The organism is Bacillus sp. EB01, assembly GCF_000613125.1.
GTDB lineage: Bacteria > Bacillota > Bacilli > Bacillales > Cytobacillaceae > Bacillus_D.
The window spans coordinates 1407767-1426707 of record NZ_HG964497.1; the positions used below are offsets into that span (position 1 = coordinate 1407767).

General features: G+C 42.6%; 9 protein-coding genes. 3 read left to right on the plus strand and 6 right to left on the minus strand.

Annotated features, from left to right (window positions below):
* Positions 1 to 171 precede the first annotated feature (171 nt).
* Together TY16_RS06385 and TY16_RS06390 are read left to right on the plus strand one after the other, a co-directional pair.
* On the plus strand, positions 172 to 1509 hold the full coding sequence (locus TY16_RS06385; RefSeq protein WP_081772904.1) for a class I SAM-dependent methyltransferase: 1338 nt from the start codon (positions 172 to 174) through the stop codon (positions 1507 to 1509).
* A complete protein-coding gene (locus TY16_RS06390; RefSeq protein WP_043930989.1) occupies positions 1509 to 4043 on the plus strand; it encodes a metallophosphoesterase in 2535 nt (844 codons plus the stop codon). Before TY16_RS06385 ends, TY16_RS06390 begins: the two co-directional genes overlap by 1 nt.
* Positions 4044 to 4148: 105 nt before the next feature.
* Here TY16_RS06390 and TY16_RS06395 read toward each other — a convergent pair whose 3' ends face one another.
* Both TY16_RS06395 and TY16_RS06400 read right to left on the minus strand, forming a co-directional pair.
* The gene (locus TY16_RS06395) at positions 4149 to 5594 is read right to left on the minus strand and encodes a PAS domain-containing sensor histidine kinase (RefSeq protein WP_052342619.1); all 1446 of its coding nucleotides are present in this window, start codon (positions 5592 to 5594) and stop codon (positions 4149 to 4151) included.
* Between the two features lie 132 nt (positions 5595 to 5726).
* The gene (locus TY16_RS06400; RefSeq protein ID WP_043930990.1) at positions 5727 to 6446 is read right to left on the minus strand and encodes an SDR family NAD(P)-dependent oxidoreductase; all 720 of its coding nucleotides are present in this window, start codon (positions 6444 to 6446) and stop codon (positions 5727 to 5729) included.
* A 507-nt stretch (positions 6447 to 6953) separates the two neighbouring features.
* Between TY16_RS06400 and pssA the strand changes: the two genes are divergently transcribed.
* Positions 6954 to 7712 (plus strand): CDP-diacylglycerol--serine O-phosphatidyltransferase, encoded by a 759-nt coding sequence (pssA, locus tag TY16_RS06405; protein ID WP_043930991.1) that lies wholly within the window; start codon positions 6954 to 6956, stop codon positions 7710 to 7712.
* Positions 7713 to 7884: 172 nt separating this feature from the next.
* Here pssA and TY16_RS26850 read toward each other — a convergent pair whose 3' ends face one another.
* From TY16_RS26850 to TY16_RS06430, 4 genes are all read right to left on the minus strand, one after another.
* Entirely contained in the window at positions 7885 to 15042 is a 7158-nt protein-coding gene (locus TY16_RS26850) for a 5'-nucleotidase C-terminal domain-containing protein (protein ID WP_052342620.1), read from the minus strand.
* A 1169-nt stretch (positions 15043 to 16211) separates the two neighbouring features.
* Positions 16212 to 17135 carry a 1-phosphofructokinase family hexose kinase gene (locus TY16_RS06420; RefSeq protein ID WP_043930992.1) on the minus strand — a complete coding sequence of 308 codons (924 nt, stop codon included), beginning with the start codon at positions 17133 to 17135 and terminating at the stop codon, positions 16212 to 16214.
* Positions 17132 to 17986: a tagatose bisphosphate family class II aldolase gene (locus tag TY16_RS06425; protein WP_043930993.1), complete on the minus strand. Its 855-nt coding sequence runs from the start codon at positions 17984 to 17986 to the stop codon at positions 17132 to 17134. The genes TY16_RS06420 and TY16_RS06425 overlap by 4 nt, the downstream gene beginning before the upstream one ends.
* Before the next feature lie 17 nt (positions 17987 to 18003).
* Complete coding sequence (locus TY16_RS06430; protein ID WP_043930994.1) at positions 18004 to 18933, minus strand: sugar kinase; 930 nt, start codon at positions 18931 to 18933, stop codon at positions 18004 to 18006.
* Positions 18934 to 18941 lie beyond the last annotated feature (8 nt).

The following is an 18941-nucleotide window of genomic DNA, read 5'->3' on the forward strand; positions in this document are numbered from 1 at the left end:
AAACCCAACAGCTAGAAGCCTGATTCGTCTAGAAAATACTGTTTACTAGATGAAACCCGATAACGCTTCGGCTAACAAGAACGCTCCCCAATCTGCCATAAAAAAGTTCTTGCCAACACCCCTCTTCCCATTTACTGTTAATGGTAATAACGTAAAAGGGAGTTTACCCAAATGAGTATTCTCGAAGTGTCATCACAGAATCCGGATTTTTCCTATATCATTTCCAAGAATCCTGCGAGCGGGATGCTGGTGAAGGGAATTCGCAAGGGACGGGCGTTCGGGTGGTATCCGAACCCAACTACGTACAGCATTTATTTCAAGGATGCCGATAATGAGATTTCCTTTCCAAAAAATAAAGATGAGAAGTTTGAGTATCTGAATGTGTCGCGGTATAATTCGCCGCGGATTCCGCTTACCGTGATTGCGGACTTTTTCTCGACAGCCTCGAAAAAGCGGCATGAAAAGGACGGCGAGGGCTTCACTAATACTTTCACCGTCAACATGACCCATATCGAAAACGAGCACTATCTCTCATTCTTTAAAACTCATTTCAAAGATTACGAGATTGAGTGGGAATGGCTTGCCCATAAACACGCGCGGATCAGAGTTTCGACGACAAAATCGATTCACGAGCTCCTGAATTATGCCAACGTGCTATTCCTGTTCCTGACGATTATGGGTAAGGAATACATTGACTTGAATAATGAAATCGTTGAAAAATTCCTGCGGAGCATTAACACGATCGATGCGCCCTATTTCATCCGCTACCTGTTCGCGCGGAATGCGTTCGTGTCGAAGGAGAAATTTTATAAATATAAGGAAGATTTGCAGCAGACGAACCGTTATAAGCTCGATCTCGCCTATGGAAGCACCGCTCAGCAGCGGCAAGCCTGGATTACGAAAAACCTTACATTTGAGCGGCCAATCCTTGATCTCGGCTGCGGCGAGGGAGCTTACAGCCTTCCGTATGCGAAAAAAATTGCTCCGCAGTTCGTGCACGCCATCGACATCGATGACGAGGCACGCGCTAAAGTTTCCCACAAGATGCGCGTGAGGGAAGTTGACAACATCGTGCTTTATAACTCGCTGGAAACGTTCCTCGATACATATGACGGAGAAGATGTCGATGTCATCCTGACCGAAGTGATCGAGCATATGAGCATGGACCAAGCGGAAGAACTGGTTAAGCAGCTTCTGCAAACCGTAAACTGGAACACATTCCTTCTGACAACACCGAACCATGACTTTAATATCTACTATTCTATCGATTCAAGGCATGACGACCATAAATGGGAGCTTGGCAGCCCGGAGTTTGAAAAATGGATCAAGAGCATCCTGCCTGCTGGGATCGAAGCTGAATGCGTCGGAATTGGCGACTCGGTGGACGGAATCCATACAACCCAGGCGGTAATTTCTAAAAGAAAACCTGCAACGAAAACCGCTTTCTTAAAGGGAAGCCTGTCTCTGTCGGCTGAACCCGCACTTACAACCGGAAAGGACGAAGGTTAATGAGGATTTCAGCACATACTCACACGATTTTTTTAACCGTAGGGCCTTCGGAGGCTGGCAAAACAACGTTCGTAACTGAAACACTGATTCCGGCGCTGCAGTTTGCCGATGAGGCGACTGGCTACCGGACGAACATCCAGTGCCTGTCATCGGACAGCATTCGCCAGGACATTCTTGGTTACGACTACGACAAGTACAATGAAAACATGATGGAAGCAAGCTCCCAGGCGTTCAGCCTGCTTTACACAAAGCTTGACCTTGTCACCCAGTTCCCGATTAATTGTGATTATGCAATCGTCGATACAACAGGGCTTTCGGAGGGCTTCCGCGACAACATCCTCGAGATTGGCCGGAAAAATAACTATCGGGTCGAGATTCTTTTGTTTGATTACAAAAATATTCGCGACCACTACGCTTCCGACCGCAGCAAGCGGATCATTGCCCAGCAGCTGACCCGGATGCGCCAGGAGGTTCTGCCGAATCTGAAGCGGAATAGGTTCGACGCCATTCACCGCATTCGTGAGAAAAATTTTACCGACATTGAAATTGTCGCAGCGGACAGAGAAGTCTACCTGTCCCACCTGCTTTCGCACGGCCACCGTTATGTCATTATCGGGGACGTGCATGAACAGGTGGATGCATTGAAGGAGCTCATCAAAGAGCACGGCTTCACGATTACCGACGGCCAGATGAGCCCAGACGAGAAAAATAAGGATAAGAAATTCGTCTTGATCGGCGATTACATCGACAAGGGTGGCAATACAAAGGCGACAATCGACTTCCTTTATAAAAATAAGGACCATTTCCTGTTTGTAAAAGGAAATCATGAGAACTTCGTCTACCATTTCCTAAATGGAAACATTAAGGAAAACAACAGCCTGTACTTCGACAGCATCCCTCATTTCGAGGAGGATGCCGAGTCACGCAGCAAATTCGAGGAGCTGTTTTCACTCGCAAAGGATTTCTACCGGTTTATTGGCCTGACTCAGCCTGGTTATTACATCACCCATGCCCCTTGCGAAAATAAATATCTCGGGAAGCTCGACAAGGACTCGCGCAAAGCCCAACGCCGGTTCGCGACCAATTTTGCCAACATCGAGGACGGGCTTCACTTTTTAAAAGAGGAAGCGGTGAATAACCATCCGTTCCATGTTTGGGGCCATATTGCCACGAAAGACGTGGTGATGCTGAATAACAAGCTTGGCATCGATACCGGAGCGGTGCACGGAAATGCGCTGACAAGTGTAACGCTGAACGGGTATAAACCATTTTATCGGACCATCAAAGCCGGCGAGGGTGCCGAACTTCCTGTCCTTTTTTCAAAAAAAGAAAAGGCAGTTGACCTTGCGAATTTGGAGGAGTCTTCGAGGAAACGGCTAGGCTATGTGCTGGAGAATAAGATTAATTATATTTCGGGGACGATGAGCCCGGCGAATAAGGATTTGGCGTCCGGGGTGCTGGAGTCGCTGAAGGAAGGCCTCTATTACTTCAAGAATAAGGGTGTCGCCGAGGTTGTGCTGCAACCGAAGTATATGGGGTCGCGATGTACGATTTATTTGGCGAAGGAAGAAAGCTATGCGACGAGCCGGAATGGGTTCAAGGTGAATCATGTTGAGCTTGGGCCTGTGTATGAGGCTCTTCTCGGAAAGTTTTCGGATTATATGGAAAGAAACTGCGTTCGGATGCTGGTCCTGGACGGCGAGCTTTTGCCGTGGAGCGCACTTGGGAAGGGTTTGATAGACAAGCAGTTCAAGGTCGTTGAAAAGGCGCTTGAGACGGAGCTTTTCTATTTGAAGGAAAATGGATTTGAGGAGCAGCTCGGCAAGCTTGTTGAACAGTATGAAGCAAGCGGCTTTAAGGCTGCGAAGGTGAAGAGCTCGAAAAAGGATTTGGTCCGCGATTTTGGTACAACTGCCTACGGAAATTATAAGGATATGGATGAAATTCTTGAAACGTATCACCCAGTTGATGAGCACATCAAGGCGAGCTCGGTGTTCAAACGCCAGCTTGAGCTGTATGGCAAGGAGTCCGAAGTCCATTACAAGCCGTTCAATGTCCTGAAGGTTGTTTATGAAGATGGGCACGAGGAAATACCGGAGATGAGGACGTCTGAGATTTATTCGCTGGTGAATGGAGACCGCCAGCTTGTACTGAACCTGAATGACGATTCGTCGTTTGCTTTGGCGGAGGAGTTTTTTCAGACGCTGACGATGGACGAAGGCATGGAAGGCGTGGTCATCAAGCCCGAGTTAGACGCGCCGGGTGTGGTTCCGTTCATGAAGGTGCGCAATCCGGAGTATTTGACGATTGTTTACGGCTACGATTACACCTTCCCGCATAAATACAGGAAGCTGTTAAAGGAAAAGTCGATTGCGAAAAAGCTGCAAACGTCTCTTAACGAGCACAGGCTGGGCAAGGAAATGCTCGCCCACCCGGCCAGCACTATCAACGAAACCAACGTGCCATTCCAGCAGACCGTCGCCAACCTTCTTTTTGAAGAGCAAAAAGAGAAGGAACTGGATCCGAGGCTTTAAGGAAGATTCGTCAGCAAAAATATATGCGGTTTTAGAATAACCATGACGGGAGACACAAATAAGGACGGTTCTCTTCTGCAGTTGGCAAATGAGAACCGTCTTTATTTAGCTCTTTGGGAGCTGAATTCGGAAGTTTGTGCCTTGGTCGGGTTGGCTTGTTACGTTTATGGTCCCTTTGTGGTTTTGAATGATGTTAAAGCTGACCATTAAACCAAGGCCGGTTCCTTGTTCCTTTGTGGAGTAGAATGGCTCGCCAATTCTTTTAATCATTTGTTCTGACATGCCAAGACCATTGTCTTTTATGTCGATGCAGACATTCTCCTCATCAATAGTTAGGGAAACATTTATATCCCCACCTTTTGGCATGGCTTCAATTCCATTTTTTATTAGATTTAAAAATACTTGTTTTAATTGATGCTGATCGCATAGGACTGTAACCTCGTCAAAACTCTCCTTATAAATCAGGTGAATTTGGATGTTATTTAAATGGCATTCCGATTCAAGCAGTGATATCACCTGCATCACGATAGGGAGGATTTTCTTTTCTTTAAACTCGAGAACATACGGCTTGGCCAGCACCATAAAGTCATTGACAATATGATTAATTCGTTCAATTTCATCAATGATAATATCCAAATACATATCGCGGTTAATCGTGTTGTTTTCCTTTAGAAGCCTAGCGAAACCACGGAGTGAAGTGAGAGGATTTCGGATTTCATGAGCAACCCCTGCGGCCAATTCCCCAATCACCGATAATTTCTCCGTTCTCATCAGCATTTCCTCAGACTTTTTCCTGGATGTAATATCGTGGCTAATCTCCACAAAGTTTTTTATTTTGCCATCCGAAGACTGCACTGGAACAATCGTTGAATAAATCCAATAAAAAGAGCCATCTTTTGCCTTCTTAAAAATTTCTCCCTTCCATACCTTCCCCTGATTGATAACCTTCCAAATATTCCTAAAAAACGATTCCGGATGGAGTCCCGAATTCAAGATACTTTGCTTTTCCCCTACAAGTTCTTCTTTACTGTATTTGGAAATATTGCAGTAATGATCATTAGCGTAGGTAATTATGCCATCTGGATCAAGTATTACAATAATGGAAGACTCATTGAGCGCTGTGGCGATCGAACATAATGAATTCAAGCTAATTTTTAAATTTTCTTCTTTGAACATAAGCTCAGTTATATCCCTACTTATGCATATGTAACTTTCGGGAATGCCGTCTTTTCCAATTTGGGGAATAATTTTATCCTGTACCCAATAAATACTGCCATCTTTAGCTTTATTTCGTATGACACCTTTCCATTTTGCCCCCGATTGTATTGTTTGCAATACCTCTTGAAAAAAATGATCGGAATGATAGTCGGAATTTAACATATCATGACGTTTTCCAAGAAGTTCATCCCTTGAATACTTGGATAAAATACAAAAAGCATCATTGACGTATACAAACTTCCCTGTTGAATCTGTCATGGACAAAGCAATCGTTTCATCAAGTGCAAATGATATACCCTCCGGAAAACCCAGAAGTTCAGGTTCAACACTCATATATTTCCTCCTACATAAATGGCAGTACAATATGAGTTAATTATAATCTATTTCGCTAAAATATTTTGAATTATTTTTTGAATTTTGGCAACACGGTTCTGGCAGGCGAGAACCGTCCCCATTTCAACACTTTTACCACTGCAGCCGATTTCCGAGGTAATCCAGAAATAGGGGCTTGGCTTCTCTTACATATTCATATTGTTCTGCGAGCGCAACGAGCTTGCTGGCGGATTCGTCGGCGGTTAGTGGTGCGGCTGTATCCAGTTTCCCCTGCATATACGTTTGGACCCAGCCAGGATGAAAGATCAGAACGCCTCCTCCATATTCCTTCAAATGATTATGTACTAATGCAGATTGCATATTAAGTGCAGCTTTGGACATGCAGTACCCGAAGTTGCTAATCCGATGGCAATCTGCTATGCTTCCTGCTTCGGATGAGATGTTTACAATAAGCTTGGTTTTGCTTTTTAAAAGCAGAGGAAGAAAGACATTGGCAACACGCAATGGCCCCAGCGTATTCGTATCGAATACACTCATCATGTCTCCAAAATCCATGTTGTCAAGAACGGTCGCTCTGGTATCCCCAAGGATTGCCGCGTTATTAATCAGCCAGTCAAGTTTACTAGATTTCGCTTCAACCCGGACTTTGGCCTCATCAATACTTTTACTGTCGGTCACATCGATTGCAACGATTTCCAGATGATTAGAATATGCAGCTTTCAGTTGCTCCAATTCAGATGAAGCTTCAGCCCTAATTCCTGCAAACACCATGCAGTCCTTTTCCAACAACCGTCGGACCAATCCAAGGCCAAGTCCACGGTTAGCTCCTGTTACAAAAACAACTCTAGCCATTTTAAACACACTCCCTCTTCTATAAAAATAGTACCCTAAAATAGCACGTGCGGATCCATCAATTTGACGGGTCCGCACGATTTTTTACTTCTTAGTCTTCATTTTTTTGAAATGCTGAAATTATTATAGGCCAGGCCTGGAGGAATCTCTTCGATGCTCAGATTATCCAGCATAAGCGTACCTGCGCCTGTATCCATGTTCAGGCTGGTTCCGTCAAAGAGGAGGGCAAAATAAAAGAAGCAGGTGCCCTCTTCTTTTATTTTTGAAGGTGAACAGTTTCTGAAACCTGTTATAATAAAGTCAAGCGTGGGGTTTGTTCAGGGGCTGTAAGGGGATAGAAACATTAAGAAGAATTTAGGATGTTTAGCAATACGTGATAAGGAAATGAATAAAGAGTCCATACTACATAATTACATGAAGCATAACAATGTTTCTCCTGCATATTCAAGGTGGTAAATGAGTAATTCAATGATAAAATGAAAGTACTTTAACTAGAGGGTGACAACCATGTCAAAAAAACGATTCATCCCCAACGCACTGACTTTCGGAAACCTTTTCTGCGGGTTCCTTGCGATTGGGTATATCATGCACGGGGATATTAGAAACGCGACGATCCTGATTTTTATCGCGATGATGCTCGATGCATTGGATGGAAGGGTTGCGCGGATTCTCGGCGTATCCAATGAATTCGGGAAAGAATTGGACTCACTTGCGGACATCGTGTCCTTTGGTGTGGTGCCAGCGTATTTGGCGATTAATACGTACTTCGCTGATTTCGGTATGACTGGCCTCGTTCTAGCCGGGGCTTTCCCATTATTCGGCGCCTACAGGCTCGCGCGGTTCAATCTGACTCAGTCCGACGTGTCATTGAACCATTTTCAGGGGGTTCCAATCACATTTGCCGGCGGCCTTGTAACGTTTTTGATTTTGTTTCACAACAGTATCCCAGTTCTCTTGTTTGCAATTATTTACATTCTTTTATGTTATTTGATGGCCAGTACACTTAAAATTCCAAGCTTCAAAAAAATCCCGTTACCACGGTACGGCGTCATTATTACAGCCTTTATCTTCTATATGATGTATTGGGCCGCAAAAGTAAAACTGGAAAGCATACCAGTCTTCTTCTGGATCGCACTTGCCATGTACATCGTATTCCTGGTCTTCCGTTTTGTCCGAGAGAAGGAAATCAAATGGATGCCAATCCGCGGAATTCGAATCAAGAAATTCAAAATTCGCAAACGCAAAAAACCAAAAAAGACCAAGTAGGCTTCTCCGGTTTGCCATTCCCGCTAATCGGTTGCGTTAGTCGGGAGCGGTTCTCCATTTGCCAAATGCCAAATTAAAGAAGCAGAGTCCGCTCTGCTTCTTTTTTGTGTCTGGACATTAACAGAAAAAGGCGTGCACCAAATTGGGCACGCCTTCTTCCATTAATTACTTATTAATTTGAGCTGGTTTTTCTTCTTTGAATGAAGTATAAAACCCCACCTAAGAGAAGTAACATGAACCCAGCAAGTACAATGTTAAAGTTGTTTGTTGCAGTGTCAGGAAGTTGATGAGTTGGGACCATGGAAGAAGTTGGTGCTGTCTCGAATACCCCAAACGTACTGAAGTGATCAGTATATACAGATACTTCACCATTTTTGTATTCTCCGCCAATCAGTTCCCATTTTCCTTCTTCTTCATTCCAATAATAAACTTTTACATTGTTAGGATTTTTAATTTGTTTCGGATCAACTTTGAATGTAAGTTTAACTTTACCGTTGAATTCATGGTATGATTTGCCATCTGCTTCAATTGTAAAATCGTAAACTCCCAGTGAACCTTTTACATCCATTTTCTTCACTTTAATATCCAGGTTTTCTACTAATGGAAGGATAGAAGCTGGAATTAGTACATCAACATTTCCATTTCGCACTTCAATTGAAGCGCCCGCATCCTTCAAAGCTTGAATTTGGTCTTTAGTAAGTGTCAATGTTGCATTATTCTTATCTTTAACTTCAACAACTACTATTGCTCCATCTTCAAGATCTTTAAGTGCCTCTTCATCAATTTTATACTTGTTACCCTCTTTAGCTGCTGGCACTTTAATTTCTTTGCCTGGTTTTTCACCAGGTTTATTACCTGGTTTTTCACCTGGCTTATTCCCTGGAGTTCCGACTGGAGTTTCTCCTGGTTTATTGCCTGGGTTTTCTCCCGGTTTATTACCTGGATTGTCACCTGGGTTGTTTCCTGGGTTTTCACCTGGATCTTCACCTGGGTCTTCGCCTGGATCTTCACCTGGGTCTTCACCTGGGTCTTCGCCTGGATCTTCGCCTGGATCTTCACCTGGGTCCACACTTACATCAACAATTCGGCCCTCAACTTTAGTAGGGATGCCTTCGCTGCCGATGTTTACTAGATGGTCACGGAAGTTTTCCCAATCGGAAAGACCTAGGTCTGTTACACGGCCTTCTGCATACGCTTTTGCGAATACGTCATAGCCGTCGCCGCCTTTAGCTGTGAAGGCGTTTGTTGCAACAGTGTATTTGACTTCATCTTGAAGTTTCACATACTCGCCGTTTGCATCAAGATACCAAACAGCAACAACGCGCTCACCGGCTGGTTTCGTAGAATCGAATTCGACTTTACCGCCAGCAATATGCAAGAATCCGCCGTTTTCACCTGGATATCTGCTTAAAGATGTTTCAAATGCCTGCTTAAGTTCGGCTCCTGTTACATCCATGGTTGCAAGCGTGTTGCCAAATGGCAGAACGCCAATTACTTCACCGACAGTGATTGGGCCAGCATCGATTGCGGCACGGATTCCACCGCCATTTTGAAGGGCCATGATGATGTCTTTCTTTGTGAATTCTCTGGCTTTTTCAAGCATACCGTCGGTAATCAAGTTACCAAGGATTGTTTCGTTTTTACGTACACTTGGCTTTGTATCATCACCATTTGTACGTGGATTTTCCAGGGCAACTGGAGCATCTACTCCGATTTCTTTATTTGAAATTTCCTCAACTTTTTCTTTATATGGTGCCAACGCTTCAACTGTTTCTGGATCAGCAGTTTGTGATTTGATCTCAATCAGGCGGCCATTGTTTTCAACCACAACACCATTGTTGTCAAATGTTACATCGAGTACGCCAAGGTTAGCATTGGCATTGCCTGTTTGAACGATTACTGTAGGGGTTTCATCCGCTGCAACTACTTTTGCTTCTTTCAGTGCAGTATGGCTATGTCCGCCTACAATTACGTCAATACCTTCAACTTTTTCAGCAAGAAGCAGGTCATTATCTACAGCTGCATTGTCGTCATAACCAATGTGAGTCAATGCGATGATTTTGTTGACGCCCTGTGCTTCAAGAGATGCTACAGCTTCTTTAGCTGCTGTCAGATAATTTTCGAACGTAATGTCTCCAGGGCTGGAAATATCTTTTGTTTCCTCAGTTGTTAAACCCAAGATACCGACTTCCTCACCATTGACATCCTTGATGATTCCATTGTAAATTTCACCATTTTCGTAGGCTGCTTCGATAGAATCATTGAATATTCCTTCGAATTTGGTGTCTTTAGAGAAATCGACGTTTGCACTTACGAACGGGAAGTTGGCTCCCTTGATAAAATCAGCCAATTTTTGATGGCCATCATTTGAAGAACCTAGATCAAATTCATGGTTGCCGAAAGTCATTGCATCAAAGCCCATCAACTTCAAAATTGCTAAATCAGCAGCACCAAGGAATTCATTGAAATACAAGGTACCTGTAAACTGGTCACCTGCATGAAGAAGAAGTGAGTTAGCACTTTGCTGCCTAACTTCTTTTACAGCAGTTACTGTCTTCGGCATATTGTCAAGGGCCGAATGAATATCGTTTGTATGCATGACGGTTAAGTCATATTCGCCTACAACATCAACGATTCTGCGCTCAGTTTCAGTCGGGATTCCTTCAGAACCAATACTTACCAAATGGTCGCGGAAGTTTTCCCAATCAGATAAGCCAAGGTCTGTCACACGGCCTTCTGAATAGGCTTTTGCAAAAACATCATAGCCATCGCCGCCTTTAGCTGTAAAAGCGTTTGTTGCGATCGTGTACTTCACGTCATCCTGAACTTTTACATACTTTCCATTTGCATCAAGATAAGATACGGATACTACACGATTACCTTTCGGTTGTGTAGAATCAAATTTCACCTTACCGCCGGCTACATGCAGGAATCCACCGTTTTCTGCAGGGTATGAACCAACAGAAACTTCGAAAGCTGCCTTCAGCTCAGCACCTGTTACTTCCATCGTAGCAAGAGTATTGTTGAATGGAAGTACAGTAATAACCTCGCCGACAGTGATTGGCCCAGCAGGAATGGCTGCACGAATACCGCCGCCGTTTTGAAGCGCCATGATTACGTTTTTGCCAGTGAAGGATTTTGCTTTTTCTAGCATTGCATCTGTAATCAGGTTACCAAGAATTGTTTCGTTTTTACGTACACTTGGTTTTGTATTATCGCCGTTTGTACGTGGAGTTTCCAGTGCTTTTTCAGTTGTTACACCGATTTCTTCCTGGGAAACAGCGTTAACTTTTTCTTGATATGGTTTAAGAATTGCCGTTGCCTCAGCATCAGCAGCTTGAGATTTAATTTCAATTAATTGGCCATTATGGGACGTTACTAACCCATTATCATTAAATTCAACATTCAAAACGCCAAGGTTGCCATTGGAGTTGCCCGTTTGAACGATAACGGTAGGAGTTCCATTTGGATCCACCACAGTTGGTTTTGCCAATGCAGTATGCGTATGCCCGCCAACAATCACGTCAATGCCTTCTACTTGTTTAGCAAGCTCCAGGTCATTATCGACTGCTGCAGCATCATCGTAACCAATATGAGTCAAAGCCACAATTCGGTTAACGCCTTTTGCTTCAAGAGCTTCTACAGCTTTTTCAGCTTCAGCAAGGTAGTTTTCGAACTCAATGGAGCCAGGGCTTGAAATATCAGCGGTTTCTTCTGTTGTCAGGCCGAAGATACCAACTTTCTCGCCGTTCACCTCTTTAATGATGCCATTGTAAATTTCGCCGTTTTCAAAAGCTGTTTCAATAGAATCATTGAAGATGCCATCGAATTTGCTATCTTTAGAGAAATCTACGTTTGCACTTACAAAAGGGAACTGTGCCCCTTTAATAAAGTCAGCCAATGCTTGATGCCCTTCTTGTGAAGAACCTAGATCAAATTCATGGTTCCCAAACGTCATGGCGTCAAAGCCCATTAAGTTCATCAAAGCCAGGTCAGCTTTACCCTGGAATTCATTGAAGTACAATGTTCCTGTGAAGGCATCCCCCGCATGAAGAAGAAGTGAATCAGGATACGTTTTTCTTGCATCTTTTAATGCCGTAACTGTCTTTGGCATATTATCCAAAGCTGCATGCGTGTCATTCGTATGCATAATTGTTAAATCATATTTATCAGCTAAGTCAATCTGAACTAACACAGGGTCATGGTCAGATGCTTGTCCTTGTGCTTCAGTGAAGTTTGCATTGATATGGATCATATCAGCTTTAGTAGCATGAACTAGATTATTTGATACTAAAATATGATCTAGAACCTGGTTGTTTCCTTGGAAGAAGTAAGAGAAACGATCTGCAGCAGGAACTTTATCAACCATGTTTGTTAGAACATTGCCCTTTAAAGCTTTGAGAGCCGGTGTGAATTCAAAATCATTAATGTCTCCAGCAACAACAACATTCAGTGCAGGATTTTTTGCAAGACCTGCTTTTATAAAATTATTGATTTCTGTTGCCAATTTTATCCGTTCAGCTTCAGAACCTAATTCAGGAGGCTGATTTGAGCCCCACAGTGATTGGTCTCCGCCTTTTGAATTCAAGTGGGCACCAATTACTACAACTCGCTCGCCTTGGAATTCGAATTCTGCGGCAATCGGTTTACGAGTATCCGAGTATACAGAAGGGTTAACAAATCCAGGGTTAAGCGTTAAGTTTCCGTTTGCTGTCCAGGCATTAGCCTCTGTACCTCCGCCTCTAGTTCCTGGAACCAAAGATACACGTTCAGGGTTGTACAAGTACCCAACACGGATATTGCCGCCAGGAGCTCCGCCGCTTGTGTTGTTTACAGGCTCAACATCGGTCCATTTATAAGTCGGTCCGCCTGCAGCAACAATTGCATTAATTAAACGCTGATAGCTTTGTGAAGCATCGGCATTGCCGGAATTTGTTTCGCCATCATTATCCTGTACTTCCACTAGAGTGATAATGTCTGGTGACTTCATATTTGCAACAAAGGTCTTTGCAATCTTAGCAACCTTTGCATCAGGTGTGTTTGATGTGTTATTAGAGAAGTTTTCGACATTGTAAGAAGCGACAGTCAGTTTTCCATCTGCTTTTTCAATATGAGTAACTTCTTGTTTCAATTCTGTTTTGATTAAAGTCGGCAAACCTAGAGTTTTGTCAGCAACTACCTGATAGCCAGCGCTTGAATACGTAAGGATACCGATAACATCGCCATCAAAACGGTCGCCGGAACGGAAATCCTCGCCAGCATTGTCCAGGAATACTTTTTCAGGATTGTAATCATCAGCTGCGATATTCAATCCGCCGAGTGAATTCAATTCGTTATTTGTCGTGCTTTCTACAATGATTGGAACATCCCTATTGTATGGAGGTCCAACGACAAGGGCATCCGGGAAGGAAACGCGCATGTATTCAACGGACTCCCAGAAGTCGATGCCATCTTCTGCTGGATCAAATGATTGCATCATATCATTGTCAATGACCTTGTTTGGAGGAGTAATATCTTTTCCGACAACAAGTGGTGCAGGCAGTTCCGCTTTAGTGTCACTTGTTTTTGTAACAGCAGTTGCGGAAATCCGTGTTGTTGAAAGGTTAGCACCACCGCCAGATTCTGTAACAGTTCCGTTTACAGATACTTGGTCACCAACAGCAACGCCATGAGCGGATTTGCTTACTTCAATTGCTTCTGAAGTAGCAGGATCGTTATCACCTGTAGCATCTTGCATAACAAAACTGCTTGAACCGAATACGTGAGTTACAATACCAGTAATGTTCGTAACAGAAGCTCCAGCAAAGTCGGAAACATGTCCTTTTCCTTGGATATCATGGATTTTAGCGCCAGTAGTATCAAGGATTTTATACGTAAAGCTGAATACTTCACTTGCAGTACCGTTTGTAACCGCAATGGCTTTAATAGTAGTCTCGCCTGTTTGCAATGCGATCGGCTCAACATATTTTGTGCTTTCTACAGTTGGAGTTGTACCATCTGTTGTGTAATGAATTTCTGCGCCTTCAACGCCTGAATTCAATTCAATCTTCGTGCCAGCTGGAACAACACCTTGTGTTTGAGTTGCATAAACGGCAGGCTTGTTAACCAAATCATAGCTATCTAGACCAGTAGTCTTTAAGTGGAATCCGCCATCATTAATAGATCCAAGTCCAACTATATGGACTTTGTCGCCTTCTTTATAATGCTTAACGAATTCGTCATAATTGGATCCTGTACGATTGTCATGGATAACCCTGACTTTTTCTCCGCTTTCAAACAATGCATTGAAAAGAACAGTCCCATAGCCATCTTTAGTCAATTCAGTGATTTCCACATTTTCCAACTTAAGCAATTCAGCTTGTGTAGAATCATCTACTGATTTTACAGACTGTGCTGCTGGAAGAGGATTACCCGAGGAAACAATAACAAGACTTGTTGGTTTAACCTCAAGCTCACCTTGGTATGTAATCAATTCACCGGTTAATTTTACTTTGTCACCCGGTTTAACATTTTGCGGACTATTATAGATAAACATACCTGCAGTATCATCCTGCATATAGAATGAGTCCCCGCCCCAAAGGCCAGTATGGGAAGTTGCGATTCCCTCAATTGTTACAGTACTGTTTAAAGCTGCTTTACGAGCATCTGCAATTTTAATTGGCTGGTCTTTCGGTGGTTCTGGTTTCAAGTTGTCATTCGGGTGAGAACCTAAACCATCATAAGTGTTTGCGGCTAATTTAAACCATTGGCCGTCCATTGTGAAATCATCACTTGTATTTGTGTCACCAACTACTACCGAAGACTCTCTAATAAGATTTGCATTAAGAGCATAGTTATCAGCAGAACCTAGTTTACCAATGGAATCAATGACATTTCCGCTATGTTTTAAAACGATAGGATCATTACCATTAAACTGGGTCACACGAGTTGTACTAAGGAATATAGTTCCAGCTGTTGCTGAATCCTTAACTGCTTTAAAAGCTTGATAATTTCTATCTGCTTCTGTATCTAGCGCAGGGTTATAAACAACAGCTGTTTTACCCGCTTGCAATTCACCAGTTAAAGAATATGTTGAAGGTCCAGTTGGATTTCCATTAGTATATGCTTCAAGCGTATACTCGGATAGGTTAACGGTATTTGCGGTTCCATTATAGATTTCTAGAACTTTACCGTTTCCACCATCCGGCTCAACGTATTGAGAAATAATTAGATTAGTAAACGCTGCTTCTGCCGCGCTTACAACAGGCGCAAAATTAGCCAGGAAGCTGGAAAATACCAAACTAAATACTAGTATGATCGGTAAAAGTTTCTTTTTTAATCTAGGTCTCATATTTCTCTCCCTTTTGGATCGTATTATAAATCTCATGTGTGGAATTGCGTTTGTCATGTTTATCTTTTTTGTTTCTGGGTAAAATCAATGCAAAGTCTATTACCTAAGTAATCTTAAAATCTAAAACCCGATTGATAGACCAAGAATAATAATTTCCTGAAGCAGCGCGCTTACCACTATACGACTATAACTTTCTTCTGAACCCCTGTTTAAAATCTTGTAAATCATTAGAAGAACTGTATTTAGTTCAGTACATGAAATTGCAATCTGTTGGACAGTTAGCATGACCGTCCTTGAATTCAAGAGCTTAATTACGCTGATTCAACACATGATTTTTTACATTGTTCCAGTTAACCCTTTAAATCATCAAGTCTAGTACTACTCTATCTCCCCCTATTTCTACTATTTAATATTATTGAAAATACCATAGGTAAACCTAAATGGTATCGCGCCACAAATTTTACACCTCAAAAAAAAGGATGTACCCTAAAATCCCATGTCTTTTATGTACACCCTCTCCTATTACTAATGTCAATTAAGTATTTGGTGAAAAAAGTCAAACTCTGCGACTCTTTATTTTCAAAAGAGAATTCGCCCTTTTATTGACTTTTATACCTAATTTCGATTAATTCCAATTTTGCTTAAATTCACCATTTTTAGTTTAAGTCATCTTTTTCCTTAAGTAAAGGCTTGCAAACAAACTTTGGTGCATAAATCATTATGCCAATTTATAGCAATTACTCATGTTACTTATCTACCTTTTCTATCAAATTGTATAGTTTTATTATTAATCTACTATTAATTTCTTGTAAAAATATGCCGAAGTATAAATGTTCTGGAAATAGTTGCTGACATAAAAAAAGAGAACACTACGTCGGCTTTAATGACGGTTTTCAATTTGCACCTCAAAATGAATTCTTGGAGGAGTGAAGTACCGGTTGCAAAACTTATATTCTGACTCCATAGAATGTCCACGCATACTCATCACATCCTAATCCTCCTTTCTATACATTTCCAGAACCTTTTAACCTTTTCATACCTAAACACAAAAAAGACCGCTTGGTGAACTCAATCACCAGCGGCCTTTCTTATTTCGTCCATCTCACGCGGACAAATCATCAAAAAGTCCACGACAGGGGTCTGACCCCCAAAAGGTCCCTAAAAATCCACTACATTTTTTCAACGGTTATTTGTTTCATCAGATTCACTACTTGGTCCGGGTTGACGTGGCCGGTTGCTTCTTCCATTGCGTTGGCTGTTCCGCTGGCTACTGCGAGTGCAATTCTTTTCTCGAAGCTGTATTCTCTTTCTAATCCGACGGCGTATCCGGCGACTGTGCTGTCACCTGATCCCACAGGATTTTTAACCAAAACCTTTGGAATTCTTACTCTATAGTAACTCCCTTCATGGAGGAAGAGAGCACCATTACCACCCAAGGAGACCATTACCGTTTCAACTTTTCCTCTAAAAAGGGTATCCACTGCCCGAATCATATCTTGATCATCTTTTAGTAATATTCCCGAAGCGGCTTCCAGCTCTTCTTTATTGGGTTTAATAAAGCTAGGGCCTGCTTCGATGGCTTCCATAAGTGCTTGACCGCTTGTGTCAAGGAGAAAAGGTATTCCTTTCTCTTTTGACTTGTTAATCAAATCCCTGTATAAAGTTACAGGCATCCCTCGCATCATACTGCCAGAAGCAACGACCACGCTTGCTCTCTCCAGCAATTTATCGTAATGCATCCGAAACGTATCCACTTCGCGCTCAGCCACATATGGGCCTGGCTCAAGGACTTCTGTCTGTTCCGCACCTGATAAGATGGCTATGCAGGTTCTTGTTTCTCCATTTATTTTAAGAAAACTATGGGTAATGCCTGACTGATTTAATTTTTCTTCTAAACTTTCTCCGCTTTTGCCACCAAGAAGTCCAGTCGCAATAACTGGGGAACCAAGAAGATGAACAACCCTCGTTACGTTTAATCCCTTTCCACCGGCGGTATCTTCATACTCAGTAGTCCGGAACATCTGTCCCGTCCTAAAATCTTGAATAAAGTACCGCCTGTCAATCGAGGGATTTAAGGTAATCGTTGTAATCATGCTTTACCGTTACTACCGCACATGAGAATTTTGTCAATAACCACCTTTTTCATTGCTTCTTTTCCTGGAGTCATATATTTACGAGGATCGTTCGCGTCAGGATTCTCAATAAAGTATTTCTTAACCGCATTCGAAAAAGGAATCTTTAAGTCGGTTGCAATATTGACCTTACAAACGCCTAGTCCTATCGTCCGCTTTACCATTTCTTCAGGGATGTCCGATGCGCCATGGAGCACTAGCGGAATTTCAACTACTGAACGAATTTCTTCAAGCCGCTCAAAATCAATTTTAGGCTCACCTTTGTATAGGCCATGTGCTGTCCCGATTGCCACTGCAAGGGAATCAATACCGGTCAATTCGCAAAACTCCTTGGCCTGAACTGGGTTTGTAAACTTTGCATCCTTTTCATCGACAACAAGGTCATCCTCGATTCCCCCAAGGCGTCCCAATTCCGCTTCTACAGAAACACCAAACTTGTGGGCATATTCAACGACTTCCTTTACAATTGCAATATTTTCTTCGTAAGAATGATGAGAGGCATCTATCATCGCCGACTTAAAGCCTAGGTCTATATATTTCTTAATTTCATCAAACGTTTCAAAGTGATCAAGATGGAGGGCAATCGGAATGTCATATTTCTTTGCAGCTGTATTGCCGATTGCAACAAGATAGTCTCCACCGGAATAAGAGATGGTACCTGGCGTGCTTGCAAGAATAACTGGCGAATTTAATTCCGCGGCTGTATCGACAACAACCTGGAAAGTTTCAAGGTTATGTATATTAAAAGCAGGAACGGCATATCCCTCTTTATATGCTTTGCTAAACATTTCATTCGTAGATACTATTGTCATGAGTATTTCCCCCGATTTTAGATAATGTATGCTTTAAGCTGTTCGAGTGTTGTGTTTCCTTCCATAGGTCCCTTCTTGGTTACTGCGAGTGCACCAGCTGTGTTTGCATATATTACAGACTGGCGCAGCCCCATTCCCTGGTTGAGGCAGGAGATCAGAGTCCCTGCAAAACAGTCACCTGCTCCGGTCGGGTCGACTTCAACAACTTTCAGAGATTCTACAGAAAAATCAAGATCCTTACTATATGCATGGCAGCCCTTGCTTCCTCTTTTTACGACAATATATTCGACACCTTGTTCGAGAAGCTTCGCAACCGCTTCTTTTTCATCACTAGTTTCCATAAGAAGCAGGAGCTCATCGCTGCCAGGAAGGAAAATGTCTGTATGCTTTAATACAAATAGTAAAAATTCCTTCATTTCAGGATCATGCAGAAGTTCTTTCCTCATATTTGGGTCGAAGCTGATCTTTGTTCCAGTCTCACGGCAGAAGCCAATTGCTTTTCGAACAGCTTCCCGGAGACCCTTAGTAAATAGCGAGGTCCCCATAACGTGGAAGTACTGACAGTTTTCAAAATCGCTTTTCTTTATATCCTCAGGTCCGATTAGGGCCGCTGAACTATGATGGATATGAAAAATAAAGTCCCTGTCTCCTCCATCTTTGTAAGTAACAAAGGCAACACCAGTTGTGCGTTCCTTTGATTTATTAATCAAGGAGATATCCACTCCATCGTCACTCAATTTTTTATAATTTAATTCGCCGAACGCATCCTCACCAATGGTGGATATAATGCCTGCGGAACTGCCTGTTTTTGCAGCTTGATTGATAAAAATCGCTGGGGCTCCACTAGCAAAAGGGCCCACAAATTCTCCCGTTTGATCAAAGGTTTGATTTACATCTTTCGCCATTACTTCTACGAGGATTTCGCCTATCGTTAAAATGTCTGCCATCGTTTCTC

What these genes read in the sequence shown, in the direction of transcription:
- TY16_RS06395 (WP_052342619.1), bottom strand. Translation starts at nt 5,594, where the DNA reads ATGAGTGTTGAACCTGAACTTCTGGGTTTTCCGGAGGGTATATCATTT.
- TY16_RS06385 (WP_081772904.1), top strand. Translation starts at nt 172, where the DNA reads ATGAGTATTCTCGAAGTGTCATCACAGAATCCGGATTTTTCCTATATC.
- TY16_RS06420 (WP_043930992.1), bottom strand. Translation starts at nt 17,135, where the DNA reads ATGATTACAACGATTACCTTAAATCCCTCGATTGACAGGCGGTACTTT.
- TY16_RS06430 (WP_043930994.1), bottom strand. Translation starts at nt 18,933, where the DNA reads ATGGCAGACATTTTAACGATAGGCGAAATCCTCGTAGAAGTAATGGCG.
- TY16_RS26850 (WP_052342620.1), bottom strand. Translation starts at nt 15,042, where the DNA reads ATGAGACCTAGATTAAAAAAGAAACTTTTACCGATCATACTAGTATTT.
- TY16_RS06400 (WP_043930990.1), bottom strand. Translation starts at nt 6,446, where the DNA reads ATGGCTAGAGTTGTTTTTGTAACAGGAGCTAACCGTGGACTTGGCCTT.
- TY16_RS06425 (WP_043930993.1), bottom strand. Translation starts at nt 17,986, where the DNA reads ATGACAATAGTATCTACGAATGAAATGTTTAGCAAAGCATATAAAGAG.
- TY16_RS06390 (WP_043930989.1), top strand. Translation starts at nt 1,509, where the DNA reads ATGAGGATTTCAGCACATACTCACACGATTTTTTTAACCGTAGGGCCT.
- pssA (WP_043930991.1), top strand. Translation starts at nt 6,954, where the DNA reads ATGTCAAAAAAACGATTCATCCCCAACGCACTGACTTTCGGAAACCTT.